Origin of the sequence: Nostoc linckia z4, assembly GCF_002608075.1 — a bacterium.
GTDB lineage: Bacteria > Cyanobacteriota > Cyanobacteriia > Cyanobacteriales > Nostocaceae > Nostoc > Nostoc linckia.
Genome location: NZ_LAHA01000051.1, coordinates 25,226 through 44,284, shown reverse-complemented (window position 1 = coordinate 44,284; position 19,059 = coordinate 25,226). Strand labels below are relative to the sequence as shown.

General features: G+C 42.6%; 12 protein-coding genes and 1 tRNA gene. 4 read left to right on the top strand and 9 right to left on the bottom strand.

Going from position 1 to position 19,059, the window contains the following annotated elements; all coding sequences use genetic code 11:
- Positions 1-33: 33 nt before the first annotated feature.
- Positions 34-294 carry a MoaD/ThiS family protein gene (locus VF06_RS29115; protein ID WP_099070309.1) on the bottom strand — a complete coding sequence of 87 codons (261 nt, stop codon included), beginning with the start codon at positions 292-294 and terminating at the stop codon, positions 34-36.
- Between the two features lie 143 nt (positions 295-437).
- On the opposite strand from VF06_RS29115, the gene VF06_RS29110 reads away from it, so the two are divergent.
- Positions 438-2,801 carry a bifunctional serine/threonine-protein kinase/ABC transporter substrate-binding protein gene (locus VF06_RS29110; protein ID WP_099070310.1) on the top strand — a complete coding sequence of 788 codons (2,364 nt, stop codon included), beginning with the start codon at positions 438-440 and terminating at the stop codon, positions 2,799-2,801.
- 65 nt (positions 2,802-2,866) lie between these two features.
- Here the strand turns inward: VF06_RS29110 and ebsA are convergent, their stop codons facing one another.
- Positions 2,867-3,241, bottom strand: a complete 375-nt coding sequence (gene ebsA / locus VF06_RS29105) for a type IV pilus biogenesis protein EbsA (protein ID WP_099070311.1) — start codon at positions 3,239-3,241, stop codon at positions 2,867-2,869.
- A gap of 561 nt (positions 3,242-3,802) precedes the next feature.
- Between ebsA and VF06_RS29100 the strand changes: the two genes are divergently transcribed.
- A complete protein-coding gene (locus VF06_RS29100) occupies positions 3,803-5,209 on the top strand; it encodes a glycosyltransferase family 2 protein (protein ID WP_099070327.1) in 1,407 nt (468 codons plus the stop codon).
- 134 nt (positions 5,210-5,343) lie between these two features.
- On the opposite strand, the gene dnaX is transcribed toward VF06_RS29100, so the two are convergent.
- Entirely contained in the window at positions 5,344-8,298 is a 2,955-nt protein-coding gene (gene dnaX / locus VF06_RS29095; protein ID WP_099070312.1) for a DNA polymerase III subunit gamma/tau, read from the bottom strand.
- 23 nt (positions 8,299-8,321) lie between these two features.
- Complete coding sequence (locus tag VF06_RS41405) at positions 8,322-8,468, bottom strand: hypothetical protein (RefSeq protein WP_180267424.1); 147 nt, start codon at positions 8,466-8,468, stop codon at positions 8,322-8,324.
- A gap of 384 nt (positions 8,469-8,852) precedes the next feature.
- On the opposite strand from VF06_RS41405, the gene VF06_RS29090 reads away from it, so the two are divergent.
- Both VF06_RS29090 and VF06_RS29085 read left to right on the top strand, forming a co-directional pair.
- The gene (locus VF06_RS29090) at positions 8,853-9,539 is read left to right on the top strand and encodes a hypothetical protein (protein WP_099070328.1); all 687 of its coding nucleotides are present in this window, start codon (positions 8,853-8,855) and stop codon (positions 9,537-9,539) included.
- A gap of 356 nt (positions 9,540-9,895) precedes the next feature.
- On the top strand, positions 9,896-13,765 hold the full coding sequence (locus VF06_RS29085; protein ID WP_099070313.1) for a CHAT domain-containing protein: 3,870 nt from the start codon (positions 9,896-9,898) through the stop codon (positions 13,763-13,765).
- A gap of 272 nt (positions 13,766-14,037) precedes the next feature.
- Here the strand turns inward: VF06_RS29085 and VF06_RS29080 are convergent, their stop codons facing one another.
- From VF06_RS29080 to ribH, 5 genes are all read right to left on the bottom strand, one after another.
- The gene (locus tag VF06_RS29080) at positions 14,038-15,600 is read right to left on the bottom strand and encodes an alkaline phosphatase D family protein (RefSeq protein WP_423752224.1); all 1,563 of its coding nucleotides are present in this window, start codon (positions 15,598-15,600) and stop codon (positions 14,038-14,040) included.
- A gap of 299 nt (positions 15,601-15,899) precedes the next feature.
- Positions 15,900-17,165, bottom strand: coding sequence for a glutamate-5-semialdehyde dehydrogenase (locus tag VF06_RS29075; RefSeq protein ID WP_099070315.1), 1,266 nt, complete (start codon positions 17,163-17,165; stop codon positions 15,900-15,902).
- A gap of 4 nt (positions 17,166-17,169) precedes the next feature.
- Positions 17,170-17,577 (bottom strand): hypothetical protein, encoded by a 408-nt coding sequence (locus VF06_RS29070; RefSeq protein WP_069072751.1) that lies wholly within the window; start codon positions 17,575-17,577, stop codon positions 17,170-17,172.
- Positions 17,578-18,222: 645 nt separating this feature from the next.
- Positions 18,223-18,294, bottom strand: a tRNA-Gly gene (locus tag VF06_RS29065).
- A gap of 137 nt (positions 18,295-18,431) precedes the next feature.
- A complete protein-coding gene (ribH, locus tag VF06_RS29060) occupies positions 18,432-19,010 on the bottom strand; it encodes a 6,7-dimethyl-8-ribityllumazine synthase (RefSeq protein WP_099070316.1) in 579 nt (192 codons plus the stop codon).
- Positions 19,011-19,059: the final 49 nt, after the last annotated feature.

Below are 19,059 nucleotides of genomic sequence, written 5' to 3'. Positions count from 1 at the left end.
CCATCACCCCATCACCCCATCACCCCATCTCCCTCACCCGCCGCTAACTGGGGGAATTAACACCACTTCATCGCCATCTTGTAAGGGCGTATCTGGTTCGACAAATATGAGATTAATCCCAAAGCGGGTAACTTCACGCCATTGGGAGAGTTCGGGGTGTTCGGCTATGAGGCGATCGCATACTGCATTAACCGGAGTACCATGAGGAAATTCCAGTATCAGTTCTGAAACTTGAAAAGCTTCTTGATAAGCGGCGAACAATTTGACGGTAACGGTGATTGCAGATTTAGACATAAAACATGCTTTGGCAGGGCCGGCGAGTATTTTAACGCTTGACAAGCACCCTGAATTTTTGAAATTTATTATACATTACTAAGCAGGTGGGCACAAATCAACATCCGATAACACTGCCACACTCCAGTAATCCCCCTAGCTCTATGAGTTATTGCCTCAATCCCCAGTGTCCAAATCCTGCTGATTTAATGAATACTAACGGTAACATTTTTTGCCGCAATTGTGGAGCAAATTTATTACTACAAAACAAGTACCGAGTAATTAAGTTATTGGGGAGTGGTGGCTTTTCTCGGACTTTTGAAGTAGAAGATAATGGCACAAAAAAAGTCCTGAAGGTTTTGAATTTATCTGTATTTAGCGATTCAGAAAAAAAAACTAAGATAGTTAATTTGTTTAAGCGAGAAGCTGAGGTATTAATTCGCCTCCATAATTCTGGAATTCCTCAAGTTGAGGCGGATGGATATTTTGAATTGAACTTTCCCAATTGTCCAGAGCCATTATATTGCTTAGTAATGGAAAAAATTGAGGGTTTAAATTTACAACAATGGTTAAAAAATCGCGATAATCAACCCATCACACCAGAATTAGCCATCGCTTATTTAAAACAAATACTAGAAATTTTAGAGCAAGTCCACGCTCAAGGGTATTTTCATCGCGATATTAAACCAGCCAACATTATGGTTAAACCAAATGGAAAACTTGTGTTAATTGATTTTGGAGCAGTACGGGATTTAGCACAAACTTATGTCCAGCAAGAAAATGAAAATACCATAATTGGTACAGTGGGTTATTCATCACCAGAGCAAATGAAAGGCACAGTGGTAAAGCAATCAGATTTTTTTGCTTTAGGACGAACTTTTGTACATTTACTCACTGGAAAGCCACCATTAAATTTGCCAGAAGATGAGAAAACAGGAAAGTTAATTTGGCGCAACCAAGTTCCTTTGCACTCCCATTCTTGGAGAAGCTGGTTAGATAAAATGAAATGGCGATCGCTTTTCGATTTGCTCGATGAAATGATGGAGCCATACTGGAAAAATCGTCCAGAAAATACTCAAGTAATTTTCCGACGCTTGAATCATTCAATTACCTTACCACGTATTTCTCCTTGGGTAGCTGGTACGGCTATTTCCTTGGGAATTGGATTACCTGGCAGTTATTGGTATTTCAATGGTGTCAATGGATGTGACAAAATTTGGCTGAGGAGATTTCCTTTAGATGATAGCATCAGTTGTGGCGAAGAAATTCTGTTACCAAATATCAATATGAGAGTAACAGAAAAAGAACGAGGAGTAAAGGCGATCGCTGCTGGTAAATACCAAGATGCTATTATTTGGTTAGAGAAGGCATGGCAAAAAGAACGCGACCCCGAAACTTTGATTTATCTGAATAACAGCCGCTTAGAAGTTGAGAAAATCAAAGCTTATACCATCGCTGTTGTTGCACCTTTGAGTATTAATAATGATAATATCTACTCTAGCCAAGAAATATTGCGTGGTGTTGCTCAAGCGCAAAACGAATTTAATCAAAATTACAAAAGCAAAAACCTTGGTCTAAAAGTTTTGATTGCCAGCGATAATAATCAAATTCAAGATGCTAGAAAAATCGCCGAAAAATTGGGAAAACAGCAGGATATTTTAGCAGTTATTGGCCATTTTAGAAGCGACACAACTTTAGAAGCAATTAAAGTTTATCAACAACAACATCTATTATTAATTTCTGCTACAGCCACCTCAGAATCTTTATCTACATCCTGTCAATCAAATTATCCTAATTGTTTTTTTCGTGTAGTTCCGAGCAATCGCGTGATTGCTGAAACTTTAGCTAACTACCTAAAAAATCAAAATAAACTCAAAGCAGCAATCTTTTTTAATCCCAATAGTGCTTATAGTCAATCTTTGCAAGCACAAATGAAAGGTAGACTTTCGGAATCAGGCGGCAAAGTAGTAGCAGAAATACCTTTGTATGACAATATAGATACTAATCTCAATCGAGTAAAAGAACAAAAAGCAAATGTAATTATTTTATTTACAACTACCGATGGTTTAACTTCTGATTCCGCAGTTCGGGTAATTGAATACGCTATAAAAAATAAATATTTAGTAGTCGGTGGTGATAGTTTAGATAATAATAAACTACTCAAAGCATTGGTAAGCAATCAAGCAGATGCAGTAGTGGCTATACCTTGGCATTCTAGAAATAAATTAAATCGAGATTTCCCTGAAAAAGTGGAGAAAATGTGGCAAAAACCAGGGAATTGGCGCACAGCGTTATCTTACGATGCAACTCGTGTGTTGCTGGCAGCTTTAGAAAAAATACCATCACCCAGTCGTGAAAATATCGAGCAAGTAATAGCTGAAACTAACTTTCAAGCAACTGGCGCTACAGGCTTAATTTCTTTTAAACCAAATGGCGATCGCCAACAAGATAAGATTTATCTAGTGAAAGTTGTACAGAATCCCAATACAGGACAAATTGAATTTTTACCTTTGGATAAATCAAAGTAATTACCAGGAATAAGTTAAGATTCCCGATTTTTTGTAAAAACCGAGAATCCGCTTTTTTACAACCGTCACTCATCTATGCGTAGCAGCTTGCGATAAAATCCCTGGGAAAAATCAGTGGCACGATAACGTTTATAGTTTTCCATAAGTTCAATTAAATAATTAATAAACTCGAAACTCGCCATCATCAGTTCATAACTCAGTTCAGCATTGCCATCAAACTGCACTCGGCAACGTGTTAAATCTGAAGGTAGGGTAGCAACATTCCAGGAAGCGACAAAAGGAACATTTTCACTAGCTTCTATCTTTCGGTGTCCCTCCAAAACTCCTTTTTGATAAAGACTAATGGCAAAAGGTAAAAAATTCCTCTTAGCACCCTGGACGTAAGGTAAATAAACACTGGCTTGTTGTTGAGTTGCTGGCTGGAGTTGGTCGATAGACATTATTCAATATTCCTCAAGTTAATTAGCAACTGGCGATAGACTCTTAAGTAGTATTCCCAAAAAATGTGTATAAGGCACATACTGGGACATTCCCCATACTCAATAAATGAAGTTACTGCTAAGAAATATTAAAATTTCGGTTACAATAAGGCTGCGTTAACTTTTGTCAAAGTTGGGGGCAATACACTAAAAAATCCCTGCTCACAAGTGGTGGATACCGTTATTGCGTGTTTCTTCCCAGAACAAAGTGCTGCTGCCTTGCTATCACTTGGCCTAAACTAGAGTTTCCGTTGCTGAAGCTCTATAGTCTACAAGCTTCCTAGCCAAGGGGCTATCAAAGGAATCAAGCTTGTATCTAAGAGTGGCAAATGTGGTTAATGCAAGGCAATTAAACACAGTAGCAGCGAGAACAATGGTAGTCCCAGAAGCTCTTGGCTTAGGGATGCTGGGTACTATAGTTTGCCCATTTCGATTAATATCGGAAAAAGTAATTAGGGATATTTGTCCGTAAAATTACTAACTGTACACAAATAGTGGTTTTTGAATCAAGCAACCCAACCTATGCCAGCGAATTCCTGGCCCGAAGAAGATTCTTATCAAGAGCTCGATCCACTCAACTCTTTGTTGTCTGACCTCTCAGTAGATGAGGAGTCTGTGTTAGAGACAAAATCTATGTCTCTACCATCCCGGTTTCAAGGTCGTAGAGGTAAAGCAGCTCTGGTCTTGACTATTGTCTGGAGTGGCACGATCGCTCTGCATTTAGTTTCTTGGGCATCTATATTCATATTAGGATTGACCACCATTTTAAGTCTTCATGCTTTGGTGGTAGTGTTTACTAAACCTCGTCGCTCACCAAAAGAAATGCAGGGAGATTATCCCTATGTATCTGTGTTAGTGGCTGCGAAAAATGAGGAAGCGGTAATTGGTAAATTAGTCCAAAATCTTTGTAATCTGGATTATCCAGATGGCAAATACGAAGTATGGATAATTGACGATCGCAGTACTGATAATACGCCCCATTTATTAGCAGAACTACAGCACAAATATGACAAACTAAAAGTACTGACGCGCTCAGCAGACGCTAGTGGCGGAAAATCAGGGGCACTAAATCAAGTACTACCGCTTTCCAAGGGCGAAATCATCGCTGTATTTGATGCTGATGCCCAAGTAACACCAGACTTATTATCACAGGTAATACCTTTATTCCAAAGAGAAAATGTCGGGGCGGTGCAAGTGCGAAAAGCGATCGCCAACGCCAAAGATAATTTTTGGACTAAGGGTCAAATGGCCGAAATGGCACTCGATACCTGGTTTCAACAACAGCGCACAGCCCTTGGTGGAATTGGCGAATTGCGCGGTAATGGTCAATTTGTCAGACGTTCAGCCCTGTTAAGCTGCGGTGGCTGGAATGAAGAAACCATCACCGATGACTTGGATTTAACAATCCGCCTACATTTGGAACAATGGGATATTGAGTGTGTTTCCCATCCAGCAGTGCAAGAAGAAGGAGTGACAAAGGCAATTGCACTCTGGCATCAGCGCAACCGTTGGGCGGAAGGTGGATATCAGCGTTACCTGGATTATTGGGATTTAATTCTCAAAAATCGCATGGGAACCCGCAAAAGCTGGGATTTGCTGATGTTTATGCTGATTATGTATATTTTGCCCACAGCAGCAGTACCAGATTTATTAATGGCGATCGCTCGTCATCGTCCGCCAATATTAACCCCCATCACCAGCTTGTCCATCACCATGTCAACCATCGGCATGTTCACAGGCTTAAGACGAATACGTCAAGAACGGGAATTCTCGTTTTCTACGTACTTTACCTTATTGCTACAAACCATACGCGGCAATTTATACATGCTGCACTGGCTAATAGTCATGAGCAGCACAACCGCCCGTATGTCCATCAGACCAAAGCGCCTGAAATGGGTGAAAACCTTGCATACTGGGACTGGGGACTAGGGAGATGGGGAGATGGGGAGATGGGGAAAAGGTTAAAGGTTAAAGGGAAAAGGAATAAATTTAATCTTTCCCCTTTTCCCCTTACCCCTTTCCCTTTCCCCTGCTCCCTGTTTGCCCAATGCCCCACACCCAATTCATTCATCATCAACTTCCGATTCTTCTGCCCATTCAGGTGTAGCCATCGAATCAGAAAATTCTGGGGAATCATCTGTAAACCGGATAATTTGACCGTTGAAAAATTCTGCTAAACGTTGAGCTGCGATCGCCACTTCATCAGGTTCCCAATTAGGTGGAGGTGTTTGGGTTAGTGGTGGAGGCATGGATTTTACACCATTTCCATTCACGTGTCCATTGCCGTTCCTGGATGCGGACTCGGTTTTTACTGGTGGTGTTGGTGCTGGTTGTGGAGTAACTAGCTGTGGTACTGGTGCTGGAGGCGGAATTTGCCCATTGGAAATGGGAGTAGGTGGTTGCTGAGGGCGAGTAGAATCTTGCCGTGCAGGGGCTTTTTTTCCTGGGTTAGAGTTTAATGAAGTTGCTTTTTCCAGATTTACTTTAACTTCCCGTTGGAAAGTCTGCTGGAAAGCTACAACAATTATGGGTAGATCGGATTTAACTTTTTCAAACCATGCCTGTTTGATGGCAATATAAGCCACTGTGCCATCGAATTCGATGAGTTGACACATTTGACGTAGCAGTTCTCGCCTTGAGATTGGTTGAAAGTTAGCGAGTACCTGTTGCCAAACTTGAGTTAAGTCGTATTGCGGCGTCTCAACAACTTCTGAGGTGGCTGGTTGATTGTTTGTAGGTGCTGGGGTTTCTGGCGTTGGTAATGAAACCGAGTTAGTAGCAGAATTGTGATTTATTTGCCCATTATCTGGGGTAGATGATGTGACAGCCTGATTTGGGACAGTTGGTTGATGATGGTTTCCAGAATTGTGATTTATTTGCCCATTATCTGGGGTAGATGATGTGACAGCCTGATTTGGGACAGCTGGTTGATGATGGTTTACAGAATTGTGATTTATTTGCCCATTATTTGGGGTTGATGATGTGACAGCCTGATTTGGGACAGCTGGTTGATGATGGTTTCCAGAATTGTGATTTGTTTGCCCATTATTTGGGGTAGATGATGTGACAATTGCTGAAGGATACTTGTAAGATACAGCAGGTGCTACATTTGGGGCTTGTGGCTGAATATTCGTTGCACTTGGTAACAATCCTAATAATGTTACCTCCAACCACAAACGCGGCTGGGTACTGTTTTTGATTTGTACTTCAGCTTCTCGCAGGTGTTTTTGTCCTGTCAAAATCGTAGTTGTGTGCCAGTTTTGGGCAAACTCCACCAGCGCTTTCCAAGTTTGCTGAGTACAAGCAACTAAATCGTGGCGATTGGGTGCTGTTTTGGCAATTAGTAAATCGCGGTAAAAAGCAGCGAGATTTTGCAGAACAGTCAACGGTTCTCGACCGCGATCTAAAATGTGGTGCGTATAGTCGAGAACTGCTTCTGGTTTGTCCTGAGCAATGGCATTTAATAGCTTTAATAAGTCTTGTTCGCTTACCGTCCCCACCAAATCCCAAACTTTATCTGGTGTCACTTCACCTGGTAATAAAGCCAATTGGTCGAGCAAACTTTCAGCATCCCGTAACCCCCCTTGAGAAAGTTGGGCTACCAAAGTTACAGCATCCGGTGAAATATTAATGTTTTCTTTAGAGGCGATGTCACTTAAATGCTTAACCATCGCCTCTAGCTGAATACGTCTAAAATCGAACCGCTGACAACGTGAAATAATTGTCGGTAACACCCTTTGCGGGTCTGTTGTTGCTAAAACAAAAACTACGTGTTTTGGTGGTTCTTCAAGTGTTTTTAATAACGCGTTGAATGCCTGATTACTGAGCATGTGGCAATTATGCACCAAAAGTCCATTTGCCACAAAGTTATGATTATCTGCTACTTCAATGTCGTAAACTCGCTCAAACCCAGCGAGGCGAACAGATTCGACTGTTTCCAAACTTGTAATCCATTGATGGGATGGAATATTGTTTAAGGTCTGCGAGCCATTTTCTACTGGTGCTTGCACCCATGTGTATGTAGTAGTATGTTTTTGTTGTACTACTTCTGGTGTAAAACTTTGCTGCGGCTGAATATCCCATTGCTGTGAGCCAAGTGGCAATGAGTTGATTTTCCACCCCAGAGAATCCTTCTGTGTGCAATTGAATTTGTGGACAAAATGTAGGGATATCAAGTTTTTCGCCACATCCGCAGGCACACAAAGGCCGGAGTAATTCCGCTTGTTCAAGAATAGATTGTAGGTCGTATGATTTTTGCCCAAATGTGTTGCCTTTAAACTGATGCCCTCTAACGAATCTTCGGGTGCGTCCATCGATACCAAATTTATAAATGAGGATGCCACATCCACATTCACAGGGGATAGTATCTTTACTCCTTCTTTTACGTCCTTTGCTGGTATCCATCCCTGGTTTGTCCTGATTAAATGATTACCCGTACATCTAATTTCTCGATTAGTTGTCTTGATAACCAGCGTTTGCCGTTCTCCTTGGTCTAACCACCTGACAACTTTCTTAAATTCCCACTTACCTAATGAGTCGTTGTAACTCAGAACCTTCTTGCCTTTAATTTTGGGATCGTCAATTCTGTGAAGTCCCTCATCAGTCAAGACCAGAGAATCTCCGGTTAAGCATTCATCAATGACATAAACCTTATAGCGACACTCCACAGGAGCAAACTGAGCTTTTTCAATCAACTCGCGGATATTATCGACACCAGTGTTGCTAGCCGCGTCAATTTCAATTACATCTAAGGAATAGCCTTTGGTGATTCCCTGACATACATTACAGACACCGCAGGGGTCGGCGGTGGGCTTGTCACTTTTAAGACAATTGAGAGACTTAGCTAGAATTCGGGCACTGGAAGTTTTCCCCGTACCTCTAGGCCCAGTGAATAAATAGGCGGGGGCGATTTTGGATGTACCGATCGCATTTGTGAGAGTAGTGGCGATCGCCTCTTGGCCTACCAATTGAGCAAAACTCTTGGGGCGATACTTGTGGTGCAGGGGTTCGTAAGACATGGAAATATGGACTTCAATGCCTTTTAACGTTGATTAATAGCACCGAGTCGAATTTGGGATTCAATTATTTTAATCTCTGGTACCTGCTTTGTTTGTCGATGTACCCATACCAATTGCACTAAATTTAATCCGTAAACTTTTGCACCAAGAAAAGCAAGCCAAGAGAACATATTTTTTACTATGATTTCACCATCGATGCATCCGAATTATAGCATACCATTTAGTACATTTGTTCTAAATTAGTCATTGGTCATTGGTCATTGCTCAGGGGAAAAGGTTAATGGTTCGACCCTTCTCTACAAGAGGCTTCTCTACGAGAGGCTTCGCCAACGCCAACGACAAAGCTCAGGACAGGCAAGCTCACCAACCGAGAAAAGGGAAAAGGAATAAATTTAATCTTTCCCTTTTCCCCTTACCCCTTTCCCTTTCCCCTTGTCCTCTTAGTATGCCCCATACGCTGTTTGCCCAATCCCGAATTTTCTTGACGAACTAACGCCATAGCGCGATGCGATCGCTACAATCTTAAGGATAAACAACACTCAATGGTGCAACAGATGCTCAAGCGGCTAGTTCAATGGCTCAAAAAGCTTTTTCAGAGCTTATTTGGTAGAAAACAAACTGCCTCAAAAGCTAGGGGGAATGTGCAAAAACAACCAGCACCACCTCTAACTGATACGGATCTGGAATTTCTTTTCAACGAACTGTTGCAAGGAGTAAATCAAGCACGAGGTGAAGCTTGGGCACGCAAGTGGCTACATAATATTGAACATCGCGTTACAACTGAACGCTGGGTCGAGTGGTTGAAACGCTTTGGTGACAGGTTACTAGCATCACCAACACCTAATAATGAAATGGCTGCCCGGTTGGTGCAATTTGGTGATTTAGGCATCGGCGAAATCACAGATGTTGCCCATAATATCGGGATGCAGTTATTAAAACGCAATCAAGGCGAACCAGTTTGGGAATATGAAGGGCCGGACGCTGCGATTACTACTTTGCCATCTCAACCAATCACCCCAGCATCCCAGGAATTAAATGAAGAAGAAAATTTGCCAGAGGGAGAATATCAAACTGTCACCCTAGAAGAACTATTTGTGATGTTGCAGCATGATGAAAATTTACGCCATCAGATTGCCCAGCAGCTGGCTGTTGAAACCGATGACCCACAAGTCCTAGTACAGGCATTAATCAGTCAATTATATTCTGATGGTCAATCGACTACAGAGCAAACAGAAAATTAATCGCTAAGCCCTTTGGGTAGGCAATAGGGAATAGGCAATGGGCAAAGGTAATCAATCCCGTCCTTTCTGGTGTTAGGGATTGCTTTTAAGGCAGGGGGCAAGAAGGTAGTTAAATTTTTGGGATTTTTCCGGCCACCAGTGACAGGGCATTTAGTTTGCTTCTGTGTAGGAGTATTGAAACGATCTCAAATCTCAAATTGCTGGCCTTATAATGCTGTCATCTTGACCTTTTGTGTATTTTTTGCTAGCCTGCCACAGAAACACTGTACGGATATAATGGGTTTTCACGTAATTCATGACTTTTTTAACACAACGATGGCTACAATCTAGAAAAACAAAATCCAAGAGTGTGGCAGATGCTCAGGCGGATATCCCAATCGCTTAAAAGGTTTTTAAAACGCCTCATTGCAACTAAGCAGACTCGTTCTATCAAAGGTGCAAGGGGACACAATCTGGTGGAGATTCTACCAGAACTAACCGATGCGGATTTAGAACAATTGTTTATCCAATTGCTAGAAGGCGTACATCAAGGACGAGGACGCCAATGGGCATTGAGGTATCTGCAACGAATCGAAAATCGTATTCCGCCTGAACGCTGGGTAAATTGGTTGGTGACGTTTGGCGAAAGCTTAGTAGCCTCACCCACACCAAATCCGCAGTTAGCAATACAGATGGTGCAGCTGCGAGAACTTGGTATCGGCAGAATTGGAGATGTTGCCTATGAAATTGGCATACGTTTGATGCAAAACTTACCCACAGAAATAGAAACACAAATAGAGGATGAAGACAATCAGGCAGAAAATCTAGTGGAATTGACTCCAGGCCAAGAACTGATCCGCGACTTAGGGGAACAGTTATGGGAGTATGATGAGCCAGATGTCGCACAAACTACCCCAGGACAAGAACTGATCCGCGACTTAGGGGAACAGTTATGGGAGTATGACGAGCCAGATGTCACAGAAACTACAAACGATGAAGAAATTCTCGTAACTTCGCCAGGACATGACTTAATTCGTAATTTAGGCGAAGAGTTATGGGAGTATGATGAACCGGATACGCAAACAGTCACGCCAGTACCCGAAAATGCCTTTATTGAAGAACAAGCAATTGAGGATTTCGAGGAAGTGATATTGGAGTATCCAGCAGGAGATACCCAAAGCACAATCTCTGAAAATCTTCCTCTCCCGCCAGCGAAAGATTCGATCGCCACATTAACCGAGCTGAGATGGGACTATGAAGAGGAAGAAACTCAAATTCAAACAAAAGCCAATTTGCTTCCTGCAAGGCAAAGGACTGAATTAGCGACAACTGGCTCAGAACAAAACTGGGATAGCAATTTAGCGAATTTAGAGCCAAATGTAGCTAACACTTTAGATGAATTGTGGGTGCGGTTGGATCAAAGTAGCAATTTAGTACAGCAACTCGCTTCTAATTTGGCAGTTCAAACTAGCAATTCTTCCAGTATTATTGAGCGCTATGGCAACGATCCTGTTAACCAAGCTCAAGCTTGGTTTTATCAAGGTCTTAGCCAAGCGAAAACAGGGGATTTGTTAGGTGCGATCGCATCTTATGACCAAGCCATTGAACTACAACCGGAATTTTGGGAATATTGGTTTAATCGTGGTTTAACGCTGTTTCACCTAGAACGTTTTGAAGAAGCGATCGCTGCCTATGAAACAGCCATTCAACTCAAACCCGACTTTTACAAAGCTTGGTATTACCGGGGTGGAACTCTGGGAGAATTGGGATACTTTGAAGAAGCCATCGCTTCCTTTGATAAAGCTTTAGAAATTAGGCCAGACTACCAAGAGGCTTGGTCTAGTAAAGGTTTAGCGCTGCTGAAGTTAGGCTGGCTACGGGAAGCAATTTCTAGTTATGACCAAGCCCTAGATTTGGAACCACAAGACCAAGAAAATTGGTATCACCGAGGCATAGCACTAGCTGTAGGCGAACAATTTGCAGAAGCCATTGCATCTTACGATAAGGCGCTAGAAATTGACCCAGACTATCACGAAGTGTGGATAGACAGGGGTGTAGTGTTGTTTAACTTAGGACGATGGTCAGATGCCATTGCTTCTTGGGACAAAGCACTTTCAGTTCAAGCCGACTTTTATTTAGCTTGGTACAACCGGGGTGTAGCCTTAGATAACTTAGGACGCCGCCAAGAAGCCATCACTTCCTACCGCCGAGCGATCGCCATTAAACCAGACTTCCACTTAGCCTGGTATAATCAAGCAGTGGCATTGTTTTATTTAGAACAATTTACCGAAGCGATCGTTTGTTATGACAACGCTTTGCAAATCAAACAAGATTACTGGGAAGCTTGGATTGGTAGGGGAACCGCCGTCGGTAGTTTAACGGATGCCGATTTATTGCGGAATTTGTCGAGTAGTATCACCGCAACCAACCCCGCCTTACAACAGGTAGGCTACGAAGGTAAATTAGCCACCTACGAAGAAGGATTAAAGCATCTACGTACAGATACTCATCCAGAAGGTTGGGGTAGATTGCATGTAGCCATCGGTAATACTTATTACGACCACGGTAAAAAACAGCCCAATCCCCGTGATTATTGGCGCAAAGCTGCATTTGAGTACCATCAAGCGCTGTTGACTCTCACCTTAGAATATTTTCCCCTGTTGCATTTAGAAGTTTTGCAATCTCTAAGCAAAGTGCTGATGGGTTTGGGACAAACAACACAACTTCAAGAATTACTGCAACGAGGCAGAGATTTATTACAACAATTACTCAATGAAGAAACTCGTTCAGAAGAAAGTAAAAAGCAGTTGGCTTTGAAATTTGTCGGCTTCGAGCAATTGGCAGTGGATTTAGCTGTAGATTACGGTGATGTAGTAGAAGCCTGGGAAATTGCCGAGCAGGGCAAAAATGCTTGTTTAAATTGGTTGCTTTTCAACTGGAATGATAATATTTATTCGCCTTATTATGGTGCAATTCAAGAACTATTTAATCCCACAACAGCAATTATTTACTGGCATATTAGTCCAGTAGCCTTACAAACTTTCATTCTCAAAGACCAAGCGCCATCACCCATTCTACTGTTTACACCAATTCAAGATATCGGGGCGATCGCTTCAGGAGAAGAAACCATTCGTCTCAATGAATTGCCTCTACCCGAAGCAGTGCGACGCTTGATTGAATTTGAAAATTGGCTTGAAGATTGGCATCAACAATACCAACAATATCGCACCACAGCCCAAGATAAAGAAAGTAAAACTCAGCATCCTTGGCGGGTGGATATGGAACAAAAGCTGTTGCAGCTTTATGAAATCTTGAATATTTCCACAATCGCTCAAGAACTGGAAGGCATCACCCAACTGATTTTAATTCCTCACCGCGATTTATATAGATTGCCCATTCATACCCTTTTTCATATTTCTTCTCCATCTGAGGAAAATTTACCAAATATCGAGCCAAATTTCACCGTCACTTATTTGCCTAGTGCCCAAATAGGTTTATCAATTAAAAATCAAGATATCTTGCCTTGGCAAAATCAGCTATTACTCAGTGTCGAATATCCTGAAAGTACAGGTTATCCCGGACTAAAATTTGCCAAATTGGAATCTGAAATTATCAACGAAATATTTGTTAACAACCAGCGAATTCAGGGCGCACAAGCCACCAAAGATATTGTGGAAAATGCATTATTTGATAACTACAATATTTTTCATTTTACTGGTTATGCCACGAATAATTTAAGCGAACCAAAAAAATCAGAATTAGCATTAGCAGGTGAAGATAAACTGACATTAGAAGAAATTTTTCAACACAATCTCGCAAGTTATAACCTTGTGACTCTCTCTGCCTGTGAAAATGCCACCACCAGCATCTTCATTACCACCAGCGAATATGTGAGTTTGGTCAACGGTTTTTTGAATCAGGGCGTTCCTCACGTAGTAAGTACTCTTTGGACTGTAGAATCTTCAGCGAGTGCCTTAGCGATCATAGAATTTTACCGAAGATTACAGCCAGATAAATCAGCAGTTGTAGCCTTAGCTGAAGCAACACTGTGGCTCAAAGAACTAACAGCTGGAGAACTAACAAAATGGTATGAAGATATACTCAACAACTTGCATCCAGAAGAAGTAAGAATTAGAGCTTATTTAGCAACACAATTATATAGAAACAGCAAAATGGCATCAGATAAAAAACTGTATAATCATCCTTACTATTGGGCAGCATTCACAATTACAGGAAAGCCAAATTGAAGAAGAATTCAGAACTCAGAATTCAGAATTCAGAATGAATTAGAGTTACCTTAGGGAATGAATATTAGTTTCAAAGAAAGCCGAATTGTGGTTGCATCAAAATTCAAATATTCTTCCTTGTTAAAACTCTATTGCTTCATCATTGGAGTATTCTGATTCCTGAATTCTGAATTCTGACTCCTGATTCCAGAATTCTGAATTCTGAATTCTGGATTCTGAATTCTGAATTCTGACTCCTGATTCCTGAATTCTGACTCCTGAATTCTGTTTTATTAACTTGAATGCGCTCCTGGTTGTCCGTTTTGGACGACAAAGGAAGCTAGGGTTTTGACGGAGGCATTCAAATCAACAATGCTGGATACAACTCTGTAGTCACTTTGCCAAGTTTGTGGGGTAAGCTGACACCGGACATATCCCCGGAAAGCACCATCAAAGAACTTAGTATGAGGATTATTCGGTAGGGAAGCTTTAACTGGAGCGATGAAGCTGGTGGGAAAGTCAGAGGTAACTGAGGTTCCGACGAACTCAGTGCCTACCGTTGGTGATTTTGGGTTACTAAAATCAAGCTTTAGGTCGTGTACCCAACTAGAATGGATATCCCCAGTAATTACCACTGGATTAGAGGGTCTGCGCTGGTTAAGAAAATTTAAAAGTCGATTACGTGCAGCTACGTAGCCGTCCCACTGGTCTACATTGAACACACCGGGGCCGGGATTACTATTAAAATTGTACTCAGCTAACATGGTTTGTTGAGCGATCGCATTCCAACGCGATCGCGATTTGTCTAAGCCTTTGAATAACCACTGTTCTTGTTCTGAGCCAGTCATCGTCGCATTGGTATCAAAAGCTTGGGGACAACGTGGCTTGAGTCCATCATCACAAGGTTGGTCAGTGCGATACTGTCTGGTGTCTAAAACGTTGAACTCCACTAAATTACCGAAGGTAAACCGCCTATAAAGCAGCAAATTTGCCTTCTTGGGTAGAGAAGATTCACGTAGCGGCATGTGTTCGTAATAAGCCTGGTAAGCATTCGCTCGCCGTTTCCCAAAAGCCTCTTGGGTTTGGTTATCCTCAGGAATTAAATTGGCGTAGTTGTTATCAACTTCATGGTCATCCCAAGTAACAATCCAGGGAAAAGCAGCATGAGCAGCTTGGAGATTCGGGTCTGTTTTATACAACGCGTGGCGATTGCGATAGTCTTCAAGAGTGACGATTTCCGGGCTATTATGCTGCCGCGGCCCCCCTGGTTGTGGCCCATATTCGTAAATATAATCACCGAGATGAACCACAAGGTCGAGGTTTTCCTCAGCCAAATACCGATAAGCTGTATAGTAGCCATTTTGCCAGTCTTGGCAAGACACAAAAGCAAAATTTAGTTTTGAGATATAGCTGTAAGATGCTGCTGCTGTGCGAGTCCGCCCAACGGGGCTAACTTCTCTACCCGCTTGAAATTGATACCAGTACCAACGGTCAGGGTCTAGTCCACGGACATCAACGCGTACTGAGTGTGCTAACTCTGGTGTAGCTAGCACTGTTCCTCTACGCACCACCTTTGTCATCTTTTCATCAAGGGCAACTTGCCACCGTATTGGAACATTTACGAGTGGCATTCCACCTCCATTGAGAGGATCGGGAGCTAGTCTCGTCCAGATTACAACCCCATCCGGTAAAGGATCGCCAGAAGCCACACCAAGACTGAACGGATAGCCAGAAAACCTGGAATTAGCGAGTACCGGATGCCATTGGCTAGCTACTGTCAACCCCGTTAATAATCCTGCACCCAGCAAAAAACTCCGCCGCCTGCACCGATTTGCCAGCAGGGCATTACAATCCATAAAATCCATATCCACCTTTACCCAGATCTAGATACAGTTGGCGAACTTAGTGGAGTCGATGTGCCAAAAATGCATCTCTGCCACTAATTCCTCAACCAAACACAAGAAACCTACCAACCCAGGATCAAGTGGAAATTAAGATTATGTTAAGTTTAAAATTCGATTGGGGCATCGGGCATCGGGCATTGGGCTTTCTAGGGAAAGGGGTAAGGGGGAAAGGTTAAATTTATCCCTTTACCCTTTCCCCTTTGCCCTTTCCCCTTTGCCCTTTACCCTTTACCCTTTCCCCTTTCCCTTTTTCAAAACCTGCCATTCCCCTGAACAATATGCTTAACGGTGGTTAAGGTTTCTAGGCTGATAAATCCCCGACGATGACCTTTTTGGTTAGACATGCCGAGAAATACTGAATCTCCTCGTGAGGGGTTGCGAGAAAAACGTGGCGAAGTGTTGATGTAGGTGGAGGCGCTGTTAACTCCTAAGGCAAACTGCCGACTTTCCTGGTAGGATTCAGTCACGATGCAGTCGGCATGACCGCTGCTGTATTGATTAATCCAAGCGATGGCAGCTTCTAAGCTATCCACCAGTTTAAAAGCTACTGTTCTAGTTAAATAAGGGTTTGCCCATTCGCTTTCCTTGACTAATTGCAACTGGGGAAAGGCTTCTACTAGTTCTGCATCGCCTTTAATTTCAAAGCCTTTTTCAATTAAGCTGTTCCATAGAACTGCTAAGGATGATGGCAAGGCTTGACGATGAATCAGCACTTTTTCAATGGCATTGACTGGATCTGGTTCGCTCTGATGGCTATCAAGAATCATCCAGCGCACCATTTCTAAGCTGGCATTTAGCGACCAGTAGAGATAGGAATTGCCCATTGCTGATTTTAAGACTGGGCAAGTTGACTGTCGTACTACTTGCTGCACCAAGCTAGAACGTCCGTAAGGAATCACTAAATTGACGTACTCGTCTTGGGTGATTAAATCCCGAATTGAAGCGCCATGTTCGGCTGTGATCAATTCTAGGCAACCTAGTGGTAAACCAACTTCGGCGATCGCAGTTTGCAATACTGAAGCAATGGCCGCGTTAGAATGGCTGGCTTCAGTACTGCCTTTGAGAATGATGCTATTGCCTGTTTTAATACAAAAACCGGCTGCGATGGCTCCTAAATCAGGAAATGCTTCATAAATAAACCCAATTACTCCTAATGGCATTAACTGGGAATAGCTTTGGGAATCTTCCAATTGGTAATCAGCATTCCTGACGCGCCTCAGCGGATCTGATAGTTCGCCCAACCGTTGTAAAATATCCACGGTGGTCTCTAGTCTTGTGGGAGTCAGCTTCAGCCAGTCTAATATCAACTCTGGTACTGCCATTTCCCGACTGGCTTCTAAATCCAAGGTATTGGCTTCCAGAATGTCATCAAATGAGCGCTCAAGCGCCCGTGCCATAGCCAATACCGCGCGGCTGCGGTCTGCTCCCTTGGTGATTCCCAATTTTAGGGAAGCTTGGTACGCTCGTTGAGCAATACTAATGGGTTCGGGGCGTTCGTCTAAAACTTCAACAGTCATTGAGTTAACGTCTGTAAGTAAGCCAGACCATTAGTGCTGGCAGGATAGCCAACAGCACCGCCACCATTGCCCAAGCAATAATGCTGGAACTATTTGCCAATCGCAGTGCTAATGGCAGCCATATAATCACTAGCACGAAAATAATGCCAAGTGCTATAGGCAGATAGCTTTCTCCCAAACGAGGATGGACAACATGCCAACTATTTCCCATCCAACGCCAAGCTCGCTTGTAAGGATAGGTGGTAGAAAGCTGTTCTAGGACATGGCCATTATCTTCCACTACAAAGATTTGCTGACAGCGATCGCAACCAAATGCTTCTGTCAACGTAATCGGAATTAACTGACCCCGCCGACGACAGGGACAGGGGTATTCGGTATTGAAGTCTATTTTTTCTGGTTTTTGAGATTGCACAAGCGTTCTAATAACTTGAGCGTGTTTTTCATAAATGCTGGGAATTATTATCCCGTGGTAAATGCCTTGAGGGCTTCTCTCTTTATACTTTATATAAGTTGGCAAGCAAAACAAACGTTGCCATAATCCCATTGTGCTGACACACCTGGTACGATTTTAAGCCTACGTAGCTACCACTCCTAAAACAAATCGTTTGGCAAGGCTACGCTGATAAACAACATCCTAACAATTAACCCTTATTTTCCTTGGGGTTATTGTATATTAGTATGCAGTTATCAAGTTCAGATTGCGATCGCTCCCAATTTTTACTCCTTGCAATTAACAAGGGTTTCCAGAGGGGCAATTGCAAAAACACCAATCATTGTAGGCAGGGGAGCAGGGAGCAGGGGAGAGAAAAAACTATATACCTAGATAAATTGGTTAATTTATTCTTTGAAAGTCCCTTTTTGTTTTCCGCTTTGACAAGTTTACTGACTATGGCTACTCTAGTCCGCCAAATAGCGGTTTGCACTATTACTACACTACCACGGAGATGGTTAAAACTCAACTGCATTGCTCGTCTATCAACCATGTACAATGAAAGGTTGCTAATAACGAGTCAAGACAAACAACTTTGACATTGAGTTTCTTTGATATGTTTTACTAAGCGGGTAACGCGATTCGAACGCGCGACATTCACCTTGGCAAGGTGACGCTCTACCACTGAGCTATACCCGCAATCATTAGTCATTTATTAATATGCCAGATTTATTCTGAATTGTCAAGCCTTGAATTTGAATTATTGGGCATTGTTGATTGTTGACGGTTGAGGGTTGACGGTTAACAGTCATCAGTCAACAGTGCCCCATAAAGCACTAACTTAGTTCTTCTGACTCTACTGTTAAATTAGTGACGCTGGCATTTGGAAAAGACGGTGGCAAAGACTGACTATTACGAGGATATGGTTCTGTTAAGTTAGAACGTAGTTGTCGCATCAAACTAGCCATTTCTAGGGCATTTAAGGCGTAATCCCAACCATGATTGCCTTTAATGCCTGCCCGTTCTAAGGCTTGCTGCATTGTATCTACGGTCAAAATTCCAAAAATCACCGGCACTCCAGTTTGAAAACTAGCAGCGGCAATACCTTTAGAAACTTCCGCAGATACGTAATCGAAATGGGGTGTTTGCCCGCGAATCACTGCCCCCAGACAAATTACAGCATCATAACGGTGGGAAAGTGCTAGTTGGCGAGCTACTAAAGGCACTTCAAAACTTCCCGGTACCCAAACATAGTCTACTTGATTTCCTTGGGGGTTGGGGTCTACACCGTGGCGCTTCAAGCAATCTTGACATCCTTCCAGCAGCTTTCCGGTAACCAGGTCATTGAATCGACCAATCACCACTGCAAAACGCAAAGGTTCTGTTTGAGTAAAAGTTCCCTCAAAAACTGCCATGACTGCCTCTTAATCACTATACTTCTGGCCAATATACATTTCTTATTTA